The sequence below is a fragment of the Rubidibacter lacunae KORDI 51-2 genome, assembly GCF_000473895.1.
In the GTDB taxonomy this organism is placed as follows: domain Bacteria; phylum Cyanobacteriota; class Cyanobacteriia; order Cyanobacteriales; family Rubidibacteraceae; genus Rubidibacter; species Rubidibacter lacunae.
On record NZ_ASSJ01000035.1, the window covers coordinates 137350 to 161819 of the forward strand.

The following is a 24470-nucleotide window of genomic DNA, read 5'->3' on the forward strand; positions in this document are numbered from 1 at the left end:
GGCAAATGTTCCGGGTTTGGAGTTGACCCCATGAGTTTCCTTCGCTGTTTTACGCTTTACATTCACTAATGAATTATGGGGGATGTGCGTATATGAAGCTGCTTGTTGTCCGCTTTTGGCTGGTGTTTGTGTTGGGCTGCAGCCTGAAATGGTGTTCATCCGCGCTCGCTCAAGTCGTGGAGGACGATACGCTCTCGACGCAGGTTCGTGGGGACGGTACTGACTTTACCATCGACGGTGGCAAACGTGCGGGCGGTAATCTTTTTCACAGCTTCGAACGATTCTCCTTGCCTACGGGGGGGTCTGCAACGTTTAATAACGCAATCGACGTGAATCATATCTTTAGTCGGGTCACAGGAAACGATGCCTCCCATATCGATGGGGTCATTCGCGCCATGGGTGGTGCTGACTTGATTATGATCAACCCACGCGGGATTATATTTGGTCCTGGTGCCGAACTCGACATCGGGGGGTCTTTCATAGGCAGCACTGCGGATCGCGTCGAGTTTGCCGATGGAACATTCTTCAGCGCCACGGACGTTCACGCCACACCTTTGCTGACTGTGAGCGCACCGGTCGGACTGCAGTTTGGGGATCGCGCTGCTCCAATTGTCAGCCGCTCGGAGTTTTTTGATTTCGACACTTTTGCCAACGGTTTGACAGTTCCCTATGGGGAAACCCTTGCTCTTCTTGGTGGCGATATCGAAATTGTTGGAAAAGCTGCTGCGGGGAATCAAGGGGGATTGACAGCGTTCGGCGGCCGCATCATTCTGGGCGGCGTTGCACCCGGCAGTCGCGTCGGTCTTGCACAGGACGATGGTTGGTCAGCTGACTTCAGCTCTGTCAGAGAGTTTCGTAACGTTCGTATTGCCGATGCCCTTGTGTTCGCAAATACCTTTCCTACTTTTGGGTCGAGTGACGGTTTCATCGAACTGCAAGGGCAGCAAGTGTCCATTAGCAACACCCAAGTTTCTGCAGCGGTGCTGGGAAACACACTCGGTGGAGATATTTTCATTCGCGCTAGCCGCGAAATCGTGATTGATAAATCCTCGCAAGTCTTGACAACAGTTTTTAGCGGTACAGGAAGTGCCGGTGATATTAGCCTCGTTGCACCGATCGTGAGGGTGCTGGATGAATCGTTTATTTTTGCCACGACACAAACTGAAGGCAATGGCGGCAATATCGAGATTTCAGCCAGCGAGTTGGTGGAGTTGGCAGGCGACCCCGACATCGGTCCGACCCTAATCCGCGCCGACTCGTTCGCCCTTAAGGACAATCCTGTTCTGGAAGGCGATGCTGGCACTATTGCGATCAAAACAGGCCGCCTGATAGTCCGCGACGGTGTCTTAATTGCAAGCTCGACGAAAGGCGATCGATTTGGCGAAACCGGTGAAGGTAGCAGCGGGAGCATTATTATCCGAGCAAGCGAATCGGTTGAGATATCCGGCCTGGGTACCCTCATCGAGCAAGATAACCCCTTGCGAAGCGGGGTGTTCGCGACCTCTGAGCGCACCGCAACCAGCGATGGCGGCAGCATCGATATCCAAACCCCTAGCCTGAGCGTCACTGATGGCGCAACGATCGCGACGGGAACAACCGGTGTGGGCACTACAGGCGATGGTGGCGCGATCGCCATCACTGCGGATCGCATCATCGTCCGTGACGGGGGTCAAATTATAGCCAGCACGACTGATGGCAGCACGGGTGCGGGCGGCGAGCTGACAATCGAAGCTGGCAACGTTCGCGTTAGCGGCAGCGGCAGCGCGATCGCAGCTGAGAGCACTGGTGCTGGCGATGCGGGCCGAGTTTCGCTGGATATTACCGACGATCTGAAGATCGATGACGGCGGTCGCCTAAGTGTCAGTGCCACAGGGACGGGGGCGCCAGGCGGGCTCTTCGTGACGGCTGAAAATATTTACATTCGCGGCGCGGGTAGCGCGATCGCCGCTGAGAACAACAGTTCGGCAGATGCGGGCAACATCAAGTTAACAGCTACTGAGAAATTGCAGCTCGAGGATGGCGGTCGCATTAGCGTTCGCGGTACGACGGAAACCGGCGCAGCGGGCAACATCGAACTGGCAGCGAATCGCCTCTACTTGCAGGACAGTCGCATCGATGCCGAAACAGCTGGCGGTCGCGGCAACATCATTATCCGCAGTGAAGACCTGCGACTGCGGGACGGCAGCAGCATTTCGACCAGCGCCACCGGCCCGGCCGACGGCGGCAACATCACGATCGGCCCGCTTGCTTCGTCGTCAATCTCGAATTCGGTAATTCTGTTCGACACCAGCACCATTACTGCTAGAGCTGTCGGCGGGAACGGCGGTAATATCTTCATTACGGCCGAGACGATCTTCTTCCCACCTGGAAGCATCGACGCCAGCTCGGAGTTCGGTATTGATGGCAACGTCGAGATCTTCAACCCTGAAACCGATCCCAGCCGGTCGCTAGCAGTTTTACCGAGCGAAACCGAGACACCTGCTCCCTTGGAAAGCTGCGGTGCGAACACGGGCGTCTTGCAAAGCCGCTTCACCAACCTCGGCCGCGGTGGCATTCCAATCGCACCGACCGAGGCCGCTGGCGATCTTGGGGTCTGGGAAGATCTAGATTTACCGGAAGCAGAAACGTCATCACATCCTGGCAGTCGCCAACTGGTAGAGGCAGAAACATGGGTAGTTGACCCGCACGGTCGCGTCAGACTCGTGGCGTCCGAGCCCACGGGCAGCACCTGTCGCCTGTCGGCAGGCTCAAAACCCGTTGGGTTGCCGTAATACCAACCTCAAAACTTTTTTCTACAGATTGTGGCTTAAAGAACGCGGATTATAGAGCGCGATGACAGATTGCAGTTAATAGTTCGCGCGGATGGATCGAAGTATGCAACCCGGACCAGCGCTCCTGAAGTAAGGCATTTGATGAGCCGCTTGGGACACTTCAAGTCTGAATCGTCTATATATCGGGACTTCTATTCTGGAGATTGTCTCAACCAACCTATCCGTTGCCATGTTCGTGGATACGGTAGGCGTCGCGATCGCGTCCGATTACTCCGATTTCTCCGGGCGCGGAAAGGCACTGGGAGGAGGGAAGTTTAGAACCGGCTCGTTTGCCAGTGCCTGCTCGACGAACGACCGCCACACCGGTGCAGCATACCCTCCACCCGTAATGCCTACTCCTAAGGGACGATAGTCGTCGTTGCCGATCCAAACAGCCGCCGCCAGCTGCGGGGTATATCCAATAAACCAAACGTCACGTTCGGATGTCGTCGTGCCGGTTTTGCCTGCCACCGGCCGGCCGGGAATCCGCCCATTCGTGCCGGTTCCGCTCTCGACCGCGGTTTGCAGCACGCTATTCAGTGATGCGACAGCCCAAGGGTCGAGCAGCAAGCGCGGCTGCGGTTGGTTCTCGTACAACACGTTCCCAGAGCTATCGGTCACGCGCACGATAATCGAGGTTTCGTCATGCCAGCCACCATTAGCAAATGTCGCATACGCTCCCACCATCTCCAAAGGCGTCACGCCAATCGACCCCAACGGTAGCGAGACCACCGGTTGCAGCGGGCTTTCGATTCCAAGCTCGCGCACTACGTTGATGACATTGTCCAACCCGATTTCCTGGCCGAGCTTAACCACCGGCACGTTACTCGACTGCGCCAGTGCCGTGCGAATCGGCACCGGGCCGGAAAAGTTACCACCGTAGTTGCGCGGCGAGTAATAGTTGGAGCCATCGCGATAGCTCACCGGCGTGTCCTCAACGATCGAATCGGGATCGTAGACGCCTGTCGAGAATGCAGTGTAGTACACGAAGGGCTTGAACGACGAGCCCGGCTGCCGGCGAGCCTGCAACACCCGGTTGTACTGACTGGACTCATAATCGACGCTGCCGACTATTGCCTTAATAAAGTGCGTGCGCGGGTCCACCGCCACTAGCGCGACCTGATCGGCATTCAAGCCGCGATCGCGCAAACCTTGATGGGCATTCTTCACCACCGACTCTGCCATCCGCTGGAAGTCGAAGTCCACCGTGGTTTGCACCCGTAACCCACCTTCGAGCAATACTTCTCGTCCGAAGCGCTGTTCCAATTCCTGGGTCACTGCATCGGTTACAAACGGCAGTTTGCTGCGCTCCCAAGCAGTTGGGCGTCCGATTAACAAGGGCTCGCGGTATGCTTGCGAGGCTTCCTCCGCTGTAATCCAACCTAGATCGCGCATTCGGTCCAGTACGACTAGTTGGCGGCGCTTGGTTTCGTCGTAATTGTTAAACGGACTGTAGATTTCCGGTAATTGGATCAACCCGGCCATCATCGCGGACTCTGCCAGATTCAGCTCCGAGGATGACTTCTGGAAATAGGTCAGAGCAGCGGTTTCGACTCCATAGTTGTTATGTCCCCAATAGATTGCGTTGAGGTACAACTCTAGGATTTCGTCTTTCTCAAAAATCTGCTCGATGCGCAGCGCTAAAACAGCTTCGGCCAGCTTGCGGCTAACGGTCCGATCGGGCGTCAGAAACAAGTTCTTCACCAGCTGCAAGGTGATTGTCGAGGCACCTTCAACAACCCCACCGCTGCGGTAATTCACCACACCCGCCCGCGCGACGCTGGTTGGATTGATGCCTTGGTGGTGGTAGAAATGACTGTCTTCAATCGCCAAAACAGCGAGTTTCAGTTCGTCGGAGATGTCCGGCAACAGCACGACTTCGCGGTTGGCTTCAGCGTGCAGACGCAACAGCAAGCGTCCTTTGACATCGTAGATATAGCTCGTCTCGGCTGGCGCATATTTGCTCAGCACGCGCACGTCGGGGAGGTTGCGGAAGCTTAGAGCCAATCCGACCAATCCACCTGCTACTGCCGAGGTCGTCAGTAACGTCAGACAGACAAACGTCCCGAAGGTGACGCGGACCACGCCACCCGTAAAGCCCAATGCCGCTCGCCAACCGGTGCGACGGGGATGGCGGGGTGCGGCCGATTGCTCGCGATCGCGCTTGAGCGTACGACTGGACACGATAAGGCTGTTTCCTCGACTCGACGGCAAACGTGGTAAATTGCGCGACGCGCGCAACCCTATCACAATTTTGGCACCAACACGATTGTGGCACCGATTGCGGCAGTCTTTGCAAATAGCGATCGCGGGTGCCGTGCGAGCACTGCAGGGACCGACCGACCGGGTTTGGGAATGTTCCTTGCTGAGTCTGCCTTTGGCGCACGGGGTGTCGAGGATATGGCAAGATCGATTGGTGATTTCGAGCTTTACTCCACGTTCTCTGGATTTGCCGAGCGGATCTAGCGGAACGCGCGCACGGGAACCGAACGCAAGCGAGCAGGACCTAATGACGAAACCGGCGAAGCAATCTGGAACGGCAGCCCCCACCTGGCGCTGGCTGCAAACAGGAGCATTGGCGTTAGTACTGGCACTGCTGTCAGTGGGATTGAGCGGCGCGTGGTGGAACTCCGGCGGCGATGCATCGGAGCCCGCTCCCCCTGCCCGTGCCAGCATCCTACCCGAAGGCGATGCCATTACCGACCCAACCGCCCTTTTGCGCTACGCTCTGCCAATCGATAACCAGCCGACCCGGCGCCTGCAAAAAAGCATTGAAGACATTTCGACGCAGCTCCGCAGCCGCCGCTGGAGCCCAGTGCGGCGGGACATCAAAACGGCATCCGTGACGCTCTCAACTCACCTCGACGACATCTTGGCCGACATCCCCGCCGAGCGCAGACCCGAAGCCGAAGCAGCGCTCGCGGATATTCGCACCGCGCTAATCGCGCTCGGCGATGCCGCAGAAGTCAAGGATAAAGAGCAAATCTGGACACAACGCCGAATCATCCTCAACCGGCTCGACGTTGTTGAAGAGGCAATGGTGCAAGGATTTCCTTTTGAAATCCCCGCAGTATATGCCAATCTTCCCCGGCTGAAGGGTCGGGCTGTGGTGGACGTAGAGACGACTCAAGGCACTTTGACGATCGTCGTTGACGGTTACAACGCCCCCATAACGGCGGGTAACTTCGTCGACTTGGTCGATCGCGGCTTCTACGACGGGCTGCCGGTGATTCGCTCGGATGACTTCGTGGTACAGACGGGCGATCCGGTGGGTCCGGAAGACGGTTTTATCGATCCGGAGACGGGTACGTATCGTGCCGTACCTTTGGAAGTTCGCGCGCGGGGGGATGCCGAGCCGCTCTACGGCATCACATTTGAAGAAGCCGGACTTTATCTAGATCCTCCCGTGTTGCCGTTTTCGTCCTTCGGGGCAGTCGCACTGGCGCGTCCGAATGCGGAACCCGATGGCGGATCGTCCCAGTTCTTTTTCTTCAAGTACGATTCCGAACTGACGCCGCCGGGCTTTAACGTTATGGACGGTCGCTATGCCGTGTTCGGCTACGTGGTAGACGGCAGTGAAATCCTCAGCGCCCTCACAACTGATGACAAGGTGCTGTCAGCACGAACGGTAAGCGGTCTGGAGAACCTAGTGCGCCCAACCGCTTAGGCGATCGCGTTTGCTGCAGGCGATCGCTGTCGCCTTGAAGGCAGTTGCGCCGAAACAATCGCGAATTACCGATTGCATACCGATGAGCGATCGCGAGACCTCCCCAACCGAACTCACCGTCGGCACTCTAGCCGAGCGCGGGTTGTTGCAGCGCCTTCAAGCCTTTTGCCCGCGCGAGATCGTCGGTGACGACGCTGCCGTACTGCCCCTCGACAGCGATCGCGTGTTGGTCGTTACGAGCGACATGCTGGTGGACGGGGTGCACTTTAGCGATCGCAGTACTTCGGCAGCCGATGCGGGCTGGCGGGCGGCGGCCGCGAATTTGTCCGACCTTGCTGCCATGGGGGCGACGCCTTGGGGTATCACCGTGGCGTTGGGTTTGCGCTCGGACCAACCCGTTACCTGGGTAGAAGAGCTGTATGCAGGCATGAGCGCGTGTTTACAACCAAGCGGCACGCAAATTTGGGGTGGCGACATTTCCCGTTCGGAAACCGCGACGATTGCCATCACCGCGATCGGGCAAGCGCCGGCGAATCGGGTTTGGCAGCGCTCGGCAGCGCAACCCGGCGACGCGATCGTGGCAACGGGCATTCACGGAGCGTCACGAGCGGGGCTGGAGCTGCTATTGCATCCGGAATCCAACCTTCGCCTCGAAACCGCTGCCTGCGAGCGTCTCCGGCTCACCCACCAACGCCCGAAACCGCGGTTGGATGTGGTGCCCGTGCTACGGGCGATCGCGGCCGAGTCCCGCACGGCCGCCGCCGATAGCAGTGACGGATTAGTTGATGCCGTCTGGCAGCTATGCGCGAGCAGCGGCGTTGGTGCGCGGCTCGATGCCACTGCTGTGCCGCAATCGCCGGATGTCATTCGCTACGTTGGAACCGAGCTCGCGCTGGAGTGGGCCCTCTACGGTGGGGAAGATTTCGAACTCGTGCTTTGCCTACCACCGGAACTCGCCCAGCAGCTCGTAGCGGCAATCGGTGGCGGGGCAGCGATCGTCGGCGAGATCCTCCCCGGTTCTGAGGTGGTGCTAATGCAAGCTAACAGCACGCGAGTACTGACTATTGACAAAACATTCCAGCATTTCTAGCGGGCGACAAGTAAGCAATGAGGACAATTAAGCAATGAGATCGAACTGCAAGTGGCGTTGCGCAGATTGGAGCGATCGCCGAACTAAGCAACGGATTGGGTATTGGGAGTCTCCAGCGCCTGCAGCAAACGCCAACAGAGCAACAGGGCACGCGGAACGTGGAAGCAGCCTTTGTAGGGACCGCCCTTAAAGCGATGGGTGACGTTCCCTTGGCGATCGCAGTAGCCGAACCATTCGCCGAATTTCGGATCGCTGAAATGCTCGAAGCAGTAGGCATCAACGCGCTCGAAGGCATCCCAATCGTCGCGATCGCCTGTCAGAGAGAAATTAAGCAAGTGCGCGTACAGCGCCTCGCATTGCACCCACCACAGCTTCATCGACCACTCCAGCGGCGTCGGCGAGTACCCCTCGGCGTCGAGGAAGTAGAAAATGCCACCGTATTCGTCATCCCACCCGCGTGCGAAGGACCAGCGCACGATCGCGATCGCATCAGCGGACAGATCCTCCCGCTGCAGGCGCTGTGCCCAATGCTGCAGGAACCAGCCAGCCTCGATCGCGTGTCCGGGATTGAGCAAGCGCCCTTGTGGCGAAGCAATTTGGCTGCCGTCCGGCGCAACGGTTTCGTAGACCAGCTGCTCGTCCGAGTTTACGTGCAGTAGGATGCGTCGGATGCAGTCCTCGACTTCGACGGCGTATTCGCTGGCGTCGTCCGGTGCGATTTCTTCGATCAGGTTGAGCAAAATCATCGGTACGGCAAGGCTCTGCGCGGGGTGCTGACCGGCCAGCACCGGACGACCGACATAGCTCCAGTCGTACGCCCAATCCCACAGCGTTGCGAGTTCGTCGCGCGCTGCCGCTAGTAAGTCCGGGCGATCGCTCGCGCGGGAAAACTCCGCTAGTGCCATGGTGTAGAAGCACTCAGAGAAGATTTTGCGCTGCAGCTGAATGGGCTTGCCATCCTCAGTCAGGGAAAAATAGGCGCGCCGGTCCGGACGGATGGCGAAATGCTGCAGAAAATCAACGCCCAAGCGCGCGGCCGCCAACCACTCGGGTTTTGACTCGACCGTGCGATACAGCTTGGCAAACAGCCACGCTTGGCGTCCCTGCAGCCATACGTGCTTGGTCGTGTCGTAGAGACTGCCGTCGCGGTCCAAACAGTTAAAGTAGCCGCCGCGCTCGCGATCGAGAGAGTACTGCAACCAGAACGGTATGACACGCTCGAACAGCTCGCGTTCGTATTTGCGGCGGTATGCTGCGATCGCGACCGGAGATGGTGTCATGGTGCAATCCCTCGAAATCTATCAGAGCCATACCGCCCGGCGGTTGTAGTCGCCGCCAGTCTAACGAACTGACAGGGATACGACAGCCATTTGCGCGAGCATCTGATCGGTCCGAGCAAAGCTTAATGAAAACTAATGGCATTAGTGTTGACAATAATTTTCAATAGAGTTACAGTGAGGTCATGTCAGGGTTCTCCTCTGAAAGCGGGATACGAACGCGGGCTCGGTTATCGGGCCCGCATTTTTTATGGTTGAGGTTTGCGGTTAGACTAAAAGCCGGCAGTAGGGTAAGGGTGCGGATCGAACGGGATGAGTGCAGTAGCGCCAGCAGCAGTTGCGGCAACCAGTGGGCAAAGAGAGTACGACGCGATCGTCATCGGCTCGGGCATCGGCGGATTGGTAACGGCAACGCAGCTTGCGGCCAAAGGTGCATCGGTCTTGGTGCTGGAGCGCTACCTGATACCGGGTGGCAGTGCCGGATATTTCGAGCGGGCGGGTTATCGCTTCGATGTTGGTGCGTCGATGATTTTCGGATTCGGAACCGAAGGCACCACCAATTTGCTCGCGCGAGCGCTGGACGCCGTTGGCGTTAGCCTGGAAACCATCCCCGACCCGGTGCAGATTCACTATCACTTGCCGAACGACCTGAGCGTGCGCGTTCATCGCGATTACAAACGGTTTCTGCAGGAGTTGGGCGATCGCTTTCCCCGCGAGCGAACGGGCATTCGCCGCTTCTACGACGAATGCTGGCGGGTGTTCGAGTGCCTGAATGCGATGGAGCTGCTGTCGCTGGAGGAGCCCCGCTATCTGACGCGCGTGTTCTTCCAGCATCCCTTGGCTTGTTTGGGGCTGGCGCGCTATCTCCCTCAGAACGCGGGCGACCTGGCGCGGCGATACATTCGCGACCCGGAGTTGCTGCGGTTCATCGACATCGAGTGCTACTGCTGGTCGGTGGTGCCTGCGGACATGACGCCCGCGATCAACGCGGGGATGGTGTTCAGCGATCGCCACTACGGCGGCATCAATTATCCGAAAGGCGGCGTCGGGCAAATCGCACAGAAGCTGGTCGCAGGATTGGAAGCTGCCGGTGGCAAGATTCTCTACAAAGCCCGAGTCACGCAGATTTTGCAGGAGGGCAAGCGCGCCGTGGGCGTGCGGTTGGCCGACGGCAGCGAGTTTCTGGGGCGGCGTATTGTCTCGAACGCAACGCGCTGGGATACTTTCGAGAAATTATTACCGGCGTCGGCATTACCCGGGCGCGAGCGACGCTGGCAACAGCGCTATCAAAAGTCGCCGAGCTTCTTGAGCTTGCATTTGGGCGTGAAGGCTGATGTCGTGCCACCGAACGCCGACTGCCACCACATCCTGCTCGATGACTGGGCGCAGATGGAAAGCTCGGAAGGGACGATTTTCCTGTCAATACCCACGTTGCTCGACCCCGACTTGGCCCCGGCCGGACATCATATTTTCCATACTTTCACGCCGACCTGGATCGACGGGTGGCAGAATTTGTCGCCTAGCGAGTACCAACGGAAAAAAGACTTTGCGGCAGAGCGCCTGATTGCCCGGTTGGAGCGGGTCTTCCCGGGCTTGGAAGCCGGTCTCGACTACCAGGAAGTGGGAACGCCGCGCACCCATCGCCGCTTTCTCGGTCGCGCGGACGGCACATACGGTCCGATTCCGCGCCGCAAGCTGTTGGGATTGCTGGGGATGCCGTTCAATCGCACGGCGGTACCGGGGTTGTATTGCGTTGGCGACAGCACCTTTCCGGGGCAAGGACTCAATGCCGTTGCCTTCTCTGGTTTCGCCTGCGCGCACCGGATTGCTGTAGATCTGGGGTTGAAGGCTTAGAGTTCGGTGGCGAGCGACCGAGCCAGTGTGAAACGACGATCGCCTCACCGGCACTTATTCGGTCCGTTCGCCTGACTCAAGCTCCAGCTCGCTTAAGGCGATCGCGGCATTACTCGTAACGCGGCAGATCCGCCATTCTTCCAGGATGACCGCACCTATTTGTTTGTAAAACCCGATCGCCGGTGCGTTCCAGTCGAGGACGCTCCATTCCAATCGCCCGCAGTCGCGATCGCGCACGAGTCGCGCGAGGTAGCGCAGCAGGGCTTTGCCGATGCCGCGCCGCCGGAATTGCGGCAGAACGAAGAGGTCTTCGAGATAAATGCCGGGTTTGGTCAAAAACGTCCAGTAGTTGTGGAAGAAAAGGATGAAACCGGCCGTTTCCCCTTGCCATTCGGCGATCGCGGCTTCAACATAAGGACGCGCGCCAAACAGGAGCTCGTGCTAGAGTTCGGGGTTTCCGGTAACGACATCGCTTAGGTGCTCGTAGCCGGCAAGTGCCACGATCGGTTCGAATATTTTGGGGACGTCGTCGGGCGTTGCCGGGCGGATGGTAGGGCGAGCAGAGGATACGGACATGCTTTGCGATGTGGGGGTAGGTTGAAGTCAGCGATTGTAGCGTTAAGGATGGACTGGTTTGCTCGTTCGATCCGTCACTTGCTGTGCCGATCGGATCCAGGTAAGGTGGTGCATCGGTCGGCGCGATCGCGCGTGGCAAGATTCCCGGTCACTGAAGCGGGCGATAAAAAAAGAGTCAGTTGAAGCGAACACACGATGGCGATCGCGTTGCGACAGGATCGCTCACAATGTTTATAGCTGGTTTTCAGCAAAGTTCACCTTAGGGATTCTCGAACGGACGATATGGTAACCAAACTGAAACGCGGCTCGTTGGTGCATGCTTTACCCGAGCAGCTTGAAAACAGTCTCGAAGCTGGGGCAAGCGACCCGCGCTTTCCGGAGTACATCTTCAAAACCAAAGGCGAAATCCTGGAAACGGATGGGGACTATGCATTTGTAAAATTCTTCGTGCCGACGCCGCCGGTGTGGTTGCGCCTCGATCAACTGACTCCTGCCGAGTAGGCGCGATCGTGCCGGGCAGCGGGAATTCCTCGCGCAATCGGTGGATCGAATGCCGTTTGCGCGTCAATCTTTTTGCCGCTTGCTACTGGGAATAAACTATTAAGCGTGAATGCAAGCAGGTTATGTAGCTGGTCGAGCAAATAGTCTAATCGCATTCAAACGTTTCATAAGCTCAGACGGTTGATGTCCGGTTATCACCAGTCGATCCATCGCACGAGTCTTTAGCAGCAAAGATCGCGAGTCATTGCAACGAAGACAAAAATAAGCTTAAGACTCTGATGTCCTATTTACTAGAAAGAGAAGTTCGATCTAACTAACGAGCGATCCTCTTGGAGAGACTGCGAACGCCAGACAGTTAAAGGTTTTCTTGGTCAATACAAATGTGTCAATCTTGTAGATTGAGGTTCTGGTATCGCTATTCGGATGCCAGTTTTGCTTCTGCACTAGAACTCGCAAAAGGGATGGCAGTTTCCGAGGGCGTTATGAGTATTTTGACTTGCGGGCTTTGGTTATACTTTAGTTGCACAGGCCGGAAGCACTGGAACGAAGTTAAAATGGTAAATAGGGTCAATAGTCCGAATCTTGGAGTAATAGTACGAGGAATATGCTCGAAGAAATACGGATAAATAGCTCCAGCTTATTCGCAGTTTACCCAGTCCCTTGATCGATCTGACCGAACAGCATCGCTGGTAGGTAGGGAAAGAGTTTTACCTGTTGTCAAATAGTGACCTCGTCAGTTATTACTTTGTCAGGCATTACATTGCCGTTACATCGTGGTCGATCGCTCTCCGCTCGTTTCCATTGTCGGTGCCGGTAAGGTTGGCAGCACCCTTGCTCAGCGCTTGATCGAGAAACACCTTGCCGACGTCGTGTTGGTCGATATTGCTGTTGGCTTGCCCCAAGGCATTGCGCTCGATTTACTGGAGGCGCGGAGCTTGGAGGGGCACGATCGCCACATTTGCGGCACGAACGACTTCGCTGATACCGCCGGATCGGACGTCATCGTCATCACGGCTGGACTGCCCCGCAAACCGGGCATGAGTCGCGACGACTTGATTGCTACCAACGCCCGCATCGTCGTCGATGTGACCCGGCAGGCGATCGCTCGCTCCCCTGAGGCGATCCTCATCGTCGTTACCAATCCCCTCGACGTAATGGCGTATCTGGCTTGGGAAACAGCAGGCGTGCCGCCACAACAGGTATTGGGGATGGCCGGTGGGTTGGATTCCGCTCGGTTGCAAACCTTTATTGCCTTGGAATTGAACGTCGATGTGGCGGAGGTGAGCGCGTTGGTATTGGGCGGCCACGGCGACCTGATGGTCCCGCTGCCGCGCTACTGCACCGTGCGCGGCGTCCCGATTACCGAGCTGCTCGACGAGGCGGCGATCGCCCGCTTGGTGGAGCGCACGCGCAATGGTGGCGCGGAAATCGTCCAGCTTTTGAAGACGGGCGGCGCGTTCTACGCTCCGGCGTCGGCAACCTATCAGATGGTAGAAGCGATCGTGCACGATCGCGCCCGGTTGATGCCCGCTGCCACGTATTTGAATGGCGAGTACGGCATCACCGATCTCTTCGTCGGCGTACCGTGCTTCATCGATCGCCGCGGTGCAGGCAAAATCCACGAGCTATCGCTGACCGCTGCCGAGCGCCACGCTCTCCACACGTCAGCAGAGTCCGTACGAACCAACCTCGCGATCGCCCGCGCGGCCCTCGAAAACGGTTAAATACCTCAACCGTGCTGGGATAAATCGCCAACAGAGGGCAGTCGCGTTCACTTACCCGCGCTCACTTACCAATACAAAAGCGGCTGAAGATGCGCTCCAGCACTGACTCGGTAACGTCTTCACCCGTGACTTCCCCGAGGGCGCGGATGGCGGTCCGGAGGTCGATAGTCCAAAAATCCAGGGGCAACCGAGCGGCGATCGCCTCGCTAACGTGTTGCAGTGACACCTGTGCCCGTGTCAGCACGGCAGCTTGGCGTTGGTTGATGGCAATATCCGTGTTGGCGATCGCAATTCCATCCGCTTGCACTGCAGACAGAATCGCCGTTTCCAATGCGTCGATACCTTCCTGACGCGCCGCAACAGTCGGCACCACCTGCGCGATCGCCGCGGGAACCCGCACGCGCTCCGGAGGGGCGAGATCGACTTTGTTGACGACCAGCAGCAGCGGGCGATCGCAGACGCTGCCGTAAATCTCCGCATCCTCGGCCGTCCAGCCGTCTGCCGCCGAGACCAACAGTATCACCAAATCTGCCGCTGCCGCTGCCGCGCGCGAGCGCGCCACGCCCAGCTGCTCGACGCGATCGCCCGTGTCGCGAATCCCAGCCGTATCCAAGACGCGCACGGGAATGCCGCCCACAACTAGTTGTGATTCCACTACGTCGCGTGTCGTCCCCGGCAGCTCGGTCACGATCGCGCGATCGCTTCGGCTCCAGGCATTGAGCAAGCTAGATTTCCCCACATTCGGTCGCCCGACGATCGCCACTGCCAACCCGGCGCGCAGCAGTTCGCCGCGTTCCGCCGTTGCCAAGATATCCGTGACTTCGTGCAGAGCTGCGGTCAGGCGATCGCGAACCGCATCGACGTCTAGCGGCGGCAAGTCATCTTCAAAGTCGATGCGGGCTTCGACTTCAGCGAGGATGTCCAGACAACCAGCGCGCAGCTGTCGCAAGGGTTGGGCGAGCTTGCCTTGCAATCCGGCCAGGGCGACTTGCGATGCCCGCACCGATTGCGCGCCGACTAACTCGGCCACGCTCTCGGCTTGGGTGAGGTCGATGCGGCCGTTGAGGAACGCCCTGAGGGTGAACTCGCCTGGCTGTGCCAGCCGTGCGCCTCGGGAAACGCACAGTTGCAAAACCTGTTGGACGGGTACGATGCCGCCGTGACAGTGGAACTCCACCACGTCTTCTCGCGTATACGATCGCGGCGACCGCATCAACAATAGCAGCGCCTCGTCAACGATCGCCTGCGTGTCCGGATGGCGAATGGTGCCGTAGAGAATGCGGTGCGATTCCCAAGCTTGGCGACCCGGCGCGCGAAACAGCGCGCGGGCGATCGCGACGGCCGTTGCCCCCGACAGCCGCACGATGCTAACGCTGCCCTGCTGCGATACCACCGGCGTGGCGATCGCGGCGATTGTCTCCTGTTGCGCGATCTCGGGTTGGGACACGACAGTTTTCCCGGTGAAGCACCACCGAATGAATGTAAAACATGGTGCGGACTCAGTTCGCCAGGATAACACCACAGCTCGCCAGCGAGTGTCCGAAATGCCACGCGATCGCCGCGCAGCCTGCAGAGCCGCGCAAGCGATCGCGATCGCTCTCGCCAAAGGGCGTGGCAAGATCGTCGAGTTACTCGATGCGATCGCCCGTGACTCATTGCGACGACTCCACTGCTGGTTTGCACCACGAAGGTCGCGCGTCCTTCCGCGTTGGCGATGCCTTTTACCGCCCGACCACCCGCGTCGTCCGCGATTTAGGCGTGCTTGCCGCTGCAGTCTACCGCGATCGCGTCGGTCACCTGCGTGTCCTCGACGCAATGGCAGGCTGTGGGGTGCGATCGTTGCGCTACTGGCTCGAAAGTCATGCCGACTTCGTGCGAGCTAACGACGGCAACCCAGACATGAAGGCATTGCTGGCGGAGAACTTGCAAGCGGCGATCGCGGCCGGCCGGGCGGGCATCACGGTCGAAAATGCCCACCGCCTGTTTCTCAACTGCTACAGCCAACAAGACTTTTACGACCTGGTCGACATCGATAGTTTCGGGACGCCGGCACAGTATCTCGGTACGGCGTTGTGGGCAACGTGTTTGGGGGGTTTGCTGTACCTCACCAGCACCGACGGCCGGGCGGGAACGGGAAATTTGCCCCGCCGCGCGTTGCAGGCCTACGGTGTCTACACGCGGTTGCATCCCGCCGCCCACGAACAGGCCCTACGCGTTCTCATCGGGGCGGCGCAGCGTCAGGCAGCCGGGCTCGATCGCGGCATCGAACCGGTGTTTGCTTATTTCACGGGCTCGACCTATCGCGTACTGGTGCGTTACGTATCGCCCCGCGTCTTGACGCCACAAAACTACGGCTTCCTGGGATACTGCCGTCGGTGTGGGAACTACACGCGCGTTGCCTGGCACCGCCTCGGGCGATCGCGGTGCGCGTGCGATGGCGGCGACCTCACCCACAGCGGTCCGCAATGGTTGGGCGCTCTCCACAACCCCGAGTGGTTGCAAGCCATGCAGCAACAGGCGATTGCCTGGGGTTGGGCCGATCGCGCGACGCTCCTGGCGGCCATGATTGCCGAAGCGGACTGTCCACCTTGGTTCTTTCCCCTGGGCGAAATCGGCAAGCGGGGGCGCATCGACCTGCCCAAACGCGATCGCCTGCTCGCAGCGCTCCGCGATCGTGGCTATCGGGCCGCAACGGCTTGTGTCGATACTCAAGCAATCAAGACCGATGCTGACATGCAGGTCTGCGTGGAGGTGGCGCGATCGCTGCTCGACCGAGAATAGGTTTTTTGGACGATCTCTACGGTCATCTGTTTGGTTCTTGAGGCTGCGAACCCCCCTCAAAGTCCTGCACTAGCTCAGCGCAAGAGTAGGTGGCAAAAGGTTCCGATCGAGGGTTGCCGGAACGCATCGTTATTACAGTTGTTTGCTCGGAGCTTGAAGTTCTGTGACAGAAACGCAAGCATACAGAAGCAGGTTCCAAACTGCGTGCTATAAAATCGGGCAAAGAGTCTTAGTGTCTTATCTCGAACATTAAACTAGAGGGTTTTGGTTTGTTTGAAGTCATATTCAAAGATATTGCTGCAGCATTGATTAGGATATATCTCTCTTTTCGCGATCGCTTCAGCTTTTTGACTTGAGTGTACCCGATCCACACGATCGGACCTGATGAAGGGAATCTCTGGACGACTTTTAGAAAGTAAGTCTGCATGCACGGTAGTATCAAGCTTGAAATGTTTTAAGCAGCTTTACAGTTGCTTTGTCTTTGCACAATCGAAGATCGAAGATGTCTAAATGTATTATCGATGCTTAGCTGTTCGAAGGTTGGTTAGGAAACGCTCCAAGCAGGCCTATACATCATGTATATATTTTGATTCTCATGCGGAACGATCGAACTCGTGCAGGACGATCGAACATGGCTGATCGGATCCGCGCAGGTGAAGCCAAGACGATTCAGTTGGCCGCACCGATATCGGGCTACGCACTGGATCTAGAGTCGGTTCCAGACCCGGTCTTCTCCCAGAAGATGGTCGGGGATGGAGTTTCAGTCGATCCGACTACTGCAACGTTGAGGGCTCCAGTTGATGGGAAAATCGTTCAACTGCATCCGTCTAACCATGCAGTCACGCTCGAGACGGCTGAGGGCATTGAAGTGCTGATGCACATCGGGCTGGATACCGTGGAGTTGCGGGGGAAAGGATTTTCGCCCAACGTTCGCCTCGGCGATCGCGTGAAAGCTGGAGATGTCCTGATCGAGTTCGACATCGATTTCGTCGCTCTCCATGCCAAAAGTCTTTTGACGCAGATGGTTGTCACGAACGGCGATCGGGTCGCGGAGTATATCCAGCAGTCGGGGATGGTGGAATCCGGGCGCGACACCGTCCTGGAACTCGTATTGACCGAGCCAGCGAACGCTGCAGAAACAACTGGAGGCGAAGTCGTTATTTCAGAGCCGATCGTGGTTCCCAATCCCTCCGGGTTGCATGCCCGGCCGGCCGCAGTGCTCGTCAACTTGGCAAAGAAGTATCGCTCGAACATCCAGCTCCTGCGAGGAGACGATCGCGCCAATGCCCGGAGTGTCGTCGCCCTGATGGGACTGCAGATTGCCCATGGCGATCGGATTACCCTCAATGCGGACGGACCGGATGCTAAAGATGCCATTCTGGCGTTAACCGCAGCCATTCGCTCCGGGCTCGGTGAAGCAGGTGCCTCTCCCGCTCCTGCCAGTATCGCCCAATCCGACCTGAAGTCCCCTCCCCCTCAACCCAAGTCTTCGGACCCCAACCTCATCATGGGTGTCGCTGCTTCCTCGGGTCTCGCCGTTGGCAAAACTTTCCGAGTGTGCGAACAGACGTTGAATGTTGACGAGCAGGGCGAATCGCCAGCCCGCGAGCGTCGGAAGTTGGAGGATGCGATCGCCGCGGCGGCGCTAGAAGTCGAGTCCTTGCGTGCCAAAGTCCACGCTCAAGGGAATCCGGGCAAAGCCGCTATCTTTGCCGCCCACCAAGAAATTCTCGACGACCCCGACCTGCTCGACACGGCTACGAGCGCGATTGACAAGGGAAAAAGTGCTGCCTTCGCCTGGCAGCAAACGTACTCTGCCCAAGCAGAGCGGCTATCGCAACTGAGCAACGAGCTATTAGCACAGCGCGCAAACGACATCCGCGACGTCGGGCAGCGAGTTCTGCGTATTCTAACTGGGGTCGAAGCGATCGCCGTTAAATATCCCACCAATACCATCTTGCTGGCGGAAGACCTGACGCCTTCCGACATGGCTAACCTGGATCGCGACCGGGTTGTGGGGTTCTGTACGCTCGCCGGCGGTTCTACTTCCCACGTCGCCATCCTCGCGCGATCGATGGGCATTCCCGCTCTCGCAGGAGCCGAAGCCCGCGTGATGGACTTGGCAGATGGGACGCCCGTTATCCTGAACGGGACTCAGGGAACCCTCCGCCTCAATGCATCGGAGGCAGAACTCGAGCGGACCCAGCTCCGCATCGCGCGCCAAAAGTCCATGCGAGCAGCCGAACTACAGACTGCCTTCGAGCCTGCCATTACCCAAGACGGTCACCCAGTCGAAGTTGCAGCCAATATCGGCAGCCTAAAGGATGCAGAAGAAGCAGTTGCTCTCGGGGCGGAAGGAGTGGGGCTCTTGCGCACGGAGTTTGCGTTCATGGAACGCCCCCAGGCACCCACGGAGGACGAGCAAACTGGCATCTATCGGGGCATCGCAGAAGTATTGGGTCCGGATAAACCCGCTATCATCCGTACCTTGGATGTGGGGGGCGATAAACCCTTGCCCTATCTGCCAATGCCGCACGAGGAAAACCCGTTCTTGGGCGAGCGGGGTATTCGTTTCGGTTTCGACCAACCTGAATTACAACGCACCCAATTGCGGGCAATTCTCCGAGCCTCTACCAAGGGCAAATTGCGCGTTATGTTCCCGATGATCGGTCGCATCGAAGAACTGCGAATGGCAAAAGCCATGTTGGAAGAGGAGCGACAGCGCCTTGACGTCCCGCCCGTTGAGATCGGAATCATGCTCGAGGTGCCCTCAGCCGCAATCATGGCAGAGCGGCTTGCAAAGGAAGTGGATTTCTTCTCGGTCGGCACCAACGACCTTACCCAGTACACCCTGGCAATGGACCGCGGGCATCCCAAACTCGCCCCGTGTTTGGACGGACTTCACCCGGCGGTCTTGGGGTTGATCGACTTAGCGGTGAGAGGAGCCAGCCAACACGGCATATGGGTTGGAGTCTGCGGCGGCATCGGGAGCGACCCACAAGCGGTTCCTATCCTAATCGGGTTAGGCATCAAGGAATTGAGTGTCAGTGTTTCGACTATTCCCAGCATCAAGGCGCAGGTGCGATCGCTCGACCTCGCTCGCTGTCGAGATCTGGCTGAGCGCGCCCTAACCTTGGAAACGGCGTCTGAAGTTCGCAATCTTGTTCCTCTGGAAGGGGATTGAGCTGCGTCGCGCATCAACCATCAACCTCCCTTACTCGGCGAAACCCAATTCACAAAAACTGATTCGCGAGAACTGATATCTATGTCAAGCGCTGCAAGAACTTCTTCAGAACGCTCCAGCTTGCAACATTGGTGGAGCATGGGCTTCGGATTGCTCCAGAAAATGGGAAAGTCCCTGATGCTGCCGGTGTCTGTGCTCCCCGTGGCCGGTGTTTTATTGGGGTTGGGCAGCGCTCGCTTGATCGAGTTGCAGAAGATCGAGCAGGGGGTGTTGACCGGAGCTAAGTTCGGCTGGCTGCCGGCTTGGTTAGCAGAGATTATGAAAAGCTCCGGCGATGCAATTTTCGCTAGCTTGCCCATTATTTTCGCACTTGCTGTTGCCATTGGTTACACCGGCAACGACGGTGTCTCAGCCCTAGCCGCGGTGGTTGGATTCGTCGTATTTCTGGCAACGCTGGGCGTTGCTTCAGTTCTGTTTTTCAACCTAGACCCCACAACCTTGAAGCCGATTTTGGGGATCCCTGCTTTGGACACCGGGGTCTTTGGGGGCTTGATTATGGGCTGCGTGGCTGCCTACATGTTCAACCGATTCTTTCGGATTAGGCTGCCTCAGTACCTCGGCTTCTTTGCCGGCAAGCGCTTTGTGCCGATTATTACTGCGTTTGCAGCGATCGCAATTGGCATTCTCATGAGTCTGGTTTGGCCGCCCATTGGCGAGGCGATCGATGGATTTGCGACGGCAGCTGCAGAAAGTGGAAACGTTCCGATTACAGTTGCCGTTTACGGCTTTATCGAACGACTGTTAATCCCCTTCGGATTGCATCACGTGTGGAACGTGCCGTTCTTCTTCCAGATCGGATCGTTTACCGATCCAATTAGTGGAGACATAGTCACTGGAGATATCAACCGCTTCTTCGCAGGGGATCCATCAGCCGGTATCCTCGGGGGGGCTTATTGGTTCAAGATGTTCGGACTGCCAGCGGCGGCGATCGCGATGTGGCATTGCGCTAAGCCTCAGAATCGCAAGCAGGTCGGCGGGATTATGATTTCGGCAGCACTCACTTCTTTTCTGACCGGTATCACCGAGCCAATCGAGTTTTCCTTTGTCTTTGTCGCACCGGTCTTATTTTTACTTCATGCCGCACTCGCTAGCTTCGCAGACTTTTTCTTCGTCGTTTCGGGAGGACGGATGGGATTCACTTTCTCCCACGGCTTCATCGACTTCTTCCTTTTTTACAACCTGGGCACGAAGATCTGGCTGATTCCGGCATTTGCACCGTTCTTCGCAGCACTTTATTACTTCAGCTTCCGCTTCGCAATCAAGCGTCTCGACCTTAAAACACCCGGTCGAGAAGAACAAGAGATTACTGGTGATGTGGCTGCTGGACTGCCGAAGGATGCCGAAGCAATGGCAAAAGAGTTGGTGCTTGCCTTTGGGGGGCGCAGCAATATTGAAAGCTTAGATGCTTGCATCACCCGCCTGCGAGTGGGCGTGAAGGATATGGGTAAAGTGAATATTGCTCGCCTGAAAGCCCTTGGCGCTTCTGGAGTGCTTCAAATTGGCAGTAATGCTCAAGCCATTTTCGGACCGCGATCGGAAAATTTAAAAACCGATATGATCGAATACCTGAAGACAGCCGGACCTGAAGCCGATGAGGCAACCGTTGCCGTTCCAGAAGAGTCAATGGGGTCTGGGTTTAAAGAACTGTCTGGAGTTAAGCCAGATCCAGATGCGGAGAGCAAAGCCCGACTGATAGTGGATGCGGTGGGAGGAGTCGGGAACATTGCGGCGATCGCGCCCGTAGCACTGACGCGGATGCGTATCGAGATCTCAGATCCATCTGCGATTGATGAAACTGTTTTGAAACAGTCTGGAGTGCAGGCCGCGATGCGCGTCCGAGATCGGGTCTTGCATTTAGTCGTTGGTTTAAATGCGGAGCAATATGTGAATGAAGTACGTAAGGTTCTCCACTCAAAGACCGAAACTAAAACCTAGAAAACCGAAAACCTTAGAGGCTTGAAACTCCGCATTTACCTTTAAGACTGTTTAAAAAAGGATTGGGGTGTGTGCGATCGTGCCAAACGCCCGAACCTAACCCTAATCATCGCGGTGTAAACCTTCACCTCTGGCGACTCTGGCAAGTTCTCGCAGTCTTCAGCCGGCGATACCCGCAGCGGTGCAGTCAAGTTTATTGTCTAGGCAAGTGAATCTCTGTCGGTGAAGCACTCTAGATTCTCGGTGACAAATCCAGCAGACGGCCATCCCTTTCCTCAACCGTATTGTCCATTGCTCGGCAACCTAGCATGTACCTAGAGTTGGCAACAGAACGGTCATCTACCGAGAGGTCAGTCGGGCAAGTTGGTTGCCTCATTGCCTCAGATAAGTGCGAAGCTGGCTAGCCCAGGTTTTATTACTTATTCTGTCGGATTGAATCCGGTAGCGGTGGCATCAATTGCTCACCTTCCCTAGGGCACCTCGATTAATTCGCTCAAGACTGAAGGTGAGCACGGCAGCATGGGCATTTCAGTGGCCAATACACTAAAATCTCTCAATGTATAGAGGTGTCCCTTAGTAGATCGGTTTATCGAGGTCACTGCGTTCCGCACGGTAGCGATCGCTTCTGGCACTAGCTCTGTGCAAGCAAGTTGGTTTACTGCCCTTCCACTACCCGGAAGAATTGAGTGCCGATGGAGGTTTGGACCGAAAAATGGTAGTAATCCTCTTAGCATATGCCCACTTTGTCTCAAAGGTTCGCATAGAGTCAGCTGGATACGATCGCTATCTTCCGGGCCATGCTCCACAGGGATTAACCCAACCGGTTCCTATCGATATAAGCTTCACTCGATCTAATTAATTGTTTCAGCTTTCATTGCAGTTACCCTGCATCTGAGTGAGGAGGTTTGCAGTGGTGGCTAAGGCAACGTCATCAATTCCAAGATGTGTGACCCAACGCTGACGATCTGGCGTTCCGGAAACACGGATGCCGTTCTTTTTCAGAAACTCAGAAAACTTGCCTTGAACAGAGGCATCCACATTGCAGAACACTATGTTCGTTTGGGGAGTTTCTACAGTCAGTCCGGGTAGATTTGACAAGGCATCTGCAAGCTCTTTGGCACGTGCATGATCGCGCTCTAATCGTGAAACATTGTTCTGCAAAGCGAAAAGGCCTGCTGCAGCAAGAATTCCAGCTTGCCTCATTCCACCGCCGAGCATCTGCCGATGCCTGCGAGCTTTCTCGATCGTCTGCGCAGACCCAACAAGTACTGAACCAACTGGTGCACCAAGTCCTTTGGAAAGACAAAAACTGACTGTGTTGCTGAAGCAGGCAATATTCGAAACTGGACAGCCAATTGCGGCGGCGGCATTGAAGATCCGCGCACCGTCTGTGTGGACTTGCAAGCCGTGTTCTGTAGCCAGATCGGCGACGTCTTTCAAATAGTCCAGCGGCAAAACCATGCCGTCTATGGTGTTCTCAACTGCAATCAGCCGTACAGGTGCAAACAAGATAGAGGCCGGAAAAAGAGAAGCTTTGATGTCCTCCAGGCTCAATTTGCCATCGGCGCGGTTATGGACAACTTGCGGCTGCACTCCAGCAATCATAGCTGCCCCACCCAACTCGCGGAGGTAGGCATGAGAGCGATGCCCGACGATAAAGGCCTCGCCGCGCTGACAGTGAGACATGATGGCAATCAGGTTGGACTGCGTGCCCGAAGATGTTAAGAGAGCCGCTTCTTTTCCGAAAAGGTCGGCGGCGAAACGCTCTAGTTCCTGAACCGTCGGGTCATCGCGGTAGTAGTCGTCGCCAACCTCGGCCTTGAACATGGCCTCTCGCATTCGTAAGCAGGGTTTGGTGACGGTATCGCTTCTGAAATCTAGTTCGAGATTCTGTTCCATGTCGCCTGGGTCTTTATTGGTCTAGAGCATTTCCCAACTAATTTGAACCGGATTTAGGTTTTTCTAAACCTTTCTTGGTTCAAGCAGAGAGCCGGCGAAGGAAACCGGCCCCTAACATGCAACCTCTATCGATTGATTTGCTCGGGCGATTGGTTGATGCGGTTGAAAGGGGAATCTTCCGTCGGGCAGGAGGCGAAAGGTTTTGAGTTGGAGGAAGCAATCGCATATCGTCGCGGTGAGCGCTACCAGCGTATTGAACACCTCGAGCCTGAAATGGTGGGACGTCACTCGAAGCCTAGCCCCTTGAGGCTTATCGCGATCGGTCCTTGAGCTGGCCGAGGCTAGGTTAGTTGTCACATTTGCGAGAAAGTGACCTATCCGAGCAGCGCTTTGGGGTCTGAAGACATCAAGACTTAGATTATGAACCATTCTTAACCTTTCGATTATTGGTAGCAGCTCTAAATCTCACACATTGACGAACGGGTACTTCAACCCAACCCTAGTTTTCTGAGGTATCTATTCATGTGCTGGACTAGGCGGAATTTTCGCCAAGATGACGTTTACATTCAATCCCTCGCTTGCTTTAACTTCAGACTGTGGCCCTCGTTCTGACCGCAAACTCGGGTCATAAAGTCGTAATAAACACTACTCTACAAATGCGCATTGTGAAAGCGAAAATGACTCAGCTCATCCGGGAAGGATCTATGTAAATTGAGCGCGCAAAAACAGTATAAATCCATGGTAAGTTTCAATCCGTACTTCAATTCTAGCTCATTCAAACTGTGCAACCGAACAACGAGCAGACACTCGAACCAGAGCAGCTCATCAGAGCCCAGAGGACTTATCCCAAATAGACCCAGTCCGCGCTTCAGGATTGGCAAAATCGACCGAATATAGCAGCATCGATTTGCATAGCAAGTCATCTCGACCCTGCCTATCCGCCGCTTCCCGCCAAAAAAGGTCCATGAAATTAGTCCCAAAAATTTACGATAAAGATACGTAATCCAAAACAAGCAAGGAATCCAAAGTTTTGGACGGGACTTCCCTATCAAAAAACTTTTGGGACCAATCGCTACTTTACAGCCACGAAACCAATTTTCGTCAACGAAACA

At 56.6% G+C, this 24470-nt stretch carries 14 protein-coding genes and 1 pseudogene; 10 read left to right on the forward strand and 5 right to left on the reverse strand.

The window, feature by feature from the left end; genetic code table 11:
* The first annotated feature begins 92 nt into the window (after positions 1-92).
* Entirely contained in the window at positions 93-2771 is a 2679-nt protein-coding gene (locus tag KR51_RS06205) for a two-partner secretion domain-containing protein (protein WP_022605959.1), read from the forward strand.
* A 267-nt stretch (positions 2772-3038) separates the two neighbouring features.
* Here the strand turns inward: KR51_RS06205 and KR51_RS06210 are convergent, their stop codons facing one another.
* On the reverse strand, positions 3039-4913 hold the full coding sequence (locus KR51_RS06210; protein ID WP_408638084.1) for a transglycosylase domain-containing protein: 1875 nt from the start codon (positions 4911-4913) through the stop codon (positions 3039-3041).
* Between the two features lie 168 nt (positions 4914-5081).
* Between KR51_RS06210 and KR51_RS06215 the strand changes: the two genes are divergently transcribed.
* The 3 genes from KR51_RS06215 (at position 5082) to thiL (ending at position 7567) form a co-directional block, all read left to right on the forward strand.
* A complete protein-coding gene (locus KR51_RS06215; protein WP_040655353.1) occupies positions 5082-5276 on the forward strand; it encodes a hypothetical protein in 195 nt (64 codons plus the stop codon).
* A gap of 43 nt (positions 5277-5319) precedes the next feature.
* Positions 5320-6477 carry a peptidylprolyl isomerase gene (locus tag KR51_RS06220; protein ID WP_022605962.1) on the forward strand — a complete coding sequence of 386 codons (1158 nt, stop codon included), beginning with the start codon at positions 5320-5322 and terminating at the stop codon, positions 6475-6477.
* A gap of 82 nt (positions 6478-6559) precedes the next feature.
* Complete coding sequence (gene thiL / locus KR51_RS06225; RefSeq protein WP_022605964.1) at positions 6560-7567, forward strand: thiamine-phosphate kinase; 1008 nt, start codon at positions 6560-6562, stop codon at positions 7565-7567.
* Between the two features lie 83 nt (positions 7568-7650).
* Here the strand turns inward: thiL and KR51_RS06230 are convergent, their stop codons facing one another.
* Positions 7651-8847 carry an AGE family epimerase/isomerase gene (locus KR51_RS06230; protein ID WP_022605966.1) on the reverse strand — a complete coding sequence of 399 codons (1197 nt, stop codon included), beginning with the start codon at positions 8845-8847 and terminating at the stop codon, positions 7651-7653.
* 309 nt (positions 8848-9156) lie between these two features.
* Between KR51_RS06230 and crtH the strand changes: the two genes are divergently transcribed.
* The gene (gene crtH / locus KR51_RS06235; RefSeq protein ID WP_022605968.1) at positions 9157-10698 is read left to right on the forward strand and encodes a carotenoid isomerase; all 1542 of its coding nucleotides are present in this window, start codon (positions 9157-9159) and stop codon (positions 10696-10698) included.
* 54 nt (positions 10699-10752) lie between these two features.
* Here crtH and KR51_RS06240 read toward each other — a convergent pair.
* A pseudogene (locus tag KR51_RS06240) lies at positions 10753-11274 on the reverse strand (N-acetyltransferase family protein).
* A 282-nt stretch (positions 11275-11556) separates the two neighbouring features.
* On the opposite strand from KR51_RS06240, the gene ndhO reads away from it, so the two are divergent.
* Together ndhO and mdh are read left to right on the forward strand one after the other, a co-directional pair.
* On the forward strand, positions 11557-11775 hold the full coding sequence (gene ndhO, locus KR51_RS06245) for an NAD(P)H-quinone oxidoreductase subunit O (RefSeq protein WP_022605970.1): 219 nt from the start codon (positions 11557-11559) through the stop codon (positions 11773-11775).
* A 773-nt stretch (positions 11776-12548) separates the two neighbouring features.
* Positions 12549-13499: a malate dehydrogenase gene (mdh, locus tag KR51_RS06250; RefSeq protein ID WP_022605972.1), complete on the forward strand. Its 951-nt coding sequence runs from the start codon at positions 12549-12551 to the stop codon at positions 13497-13499.
* A 61-nt stretch (positions 13500-13560) separates the two neighbouring features.
* Here mdh and mnmE read toward each other — a convergent pair whose 3' ends face one another.
* Positions 13561-14946: a tRNA uridine-5-carboxymethylaminomethyl(34) synthesis GTPase MnmE gene (gene mnmE / locus KR51_RS06255; protein WP_022605973.1), complete on the reverse strand. Its 1386-nt coding sequence runs from the start codon at positions 14944-14946 to the stop codon at positions 13561-13563.
* A 41-nt stretch (positions 14947-14987) separates the two neighbouring features.
* On the opposite strand from mnmE, the gene KR51_RS06260 reads away from it, so the two are divergent.
* The 3 genes from KR51_RS06260 to ptsG all read left to right on the forward strand — a co-directional run bounded on the left by KR51_RS06260 (position 14988) and on the right by ptsG (position 21459).
* Positions 14988-16280, forward strand: a complete 1293-nt coding sequence (locus KR51_RS06260) for a class I SAM-dependent methyltransferase (protein ID WP_232214544.1) — start codon at positions 14988-14990, stop codon at positions 16278-16280.
* A gap of 631 nt (positions 16281-16911) precedes the next feature.
* Positions 16912-19464: a phosphoenolpyruvate--protein phosphotransferase gene (ptsP, locus tag KR51_RS06265; RefSeq protein WP_022605977.1), complete on the forward strand. Its 2553-nt coding sequence runs from the start codon at positions 16912-16914 to the stop codon at positions 19462-19464.
* A gap of 138 nt (positions 19465-19602) precedes the next feature.
* On the forward strand, positions 19603-21459 hold the full coding sequence (gene ptsG / locus KR51_RS06270) for a glucose-specific PTS transporter subunit IIBC (protein ID WP_022605979.1): 1857 nt from the start codon (positions 19603-19605) through the stop codon (positions 21457-21459).
* A gap of 864 nt (positions 21460-22323) precedes the next feature.
* Here ptsG and ltaE read toward each other — a convergent pair.
* Entirely contained in the window at positions 22324-23358 is a 1035-nt protein-coding gene (gene ltaE / locus KR51_RS06275; RefSeq protein ID WP_022605981.1) for a low-specificity L-threonine aldolase, read from the reverse strand.
* Between the last annotated feature and the right edge of the window lie 1112 nt (positions 23359-24470).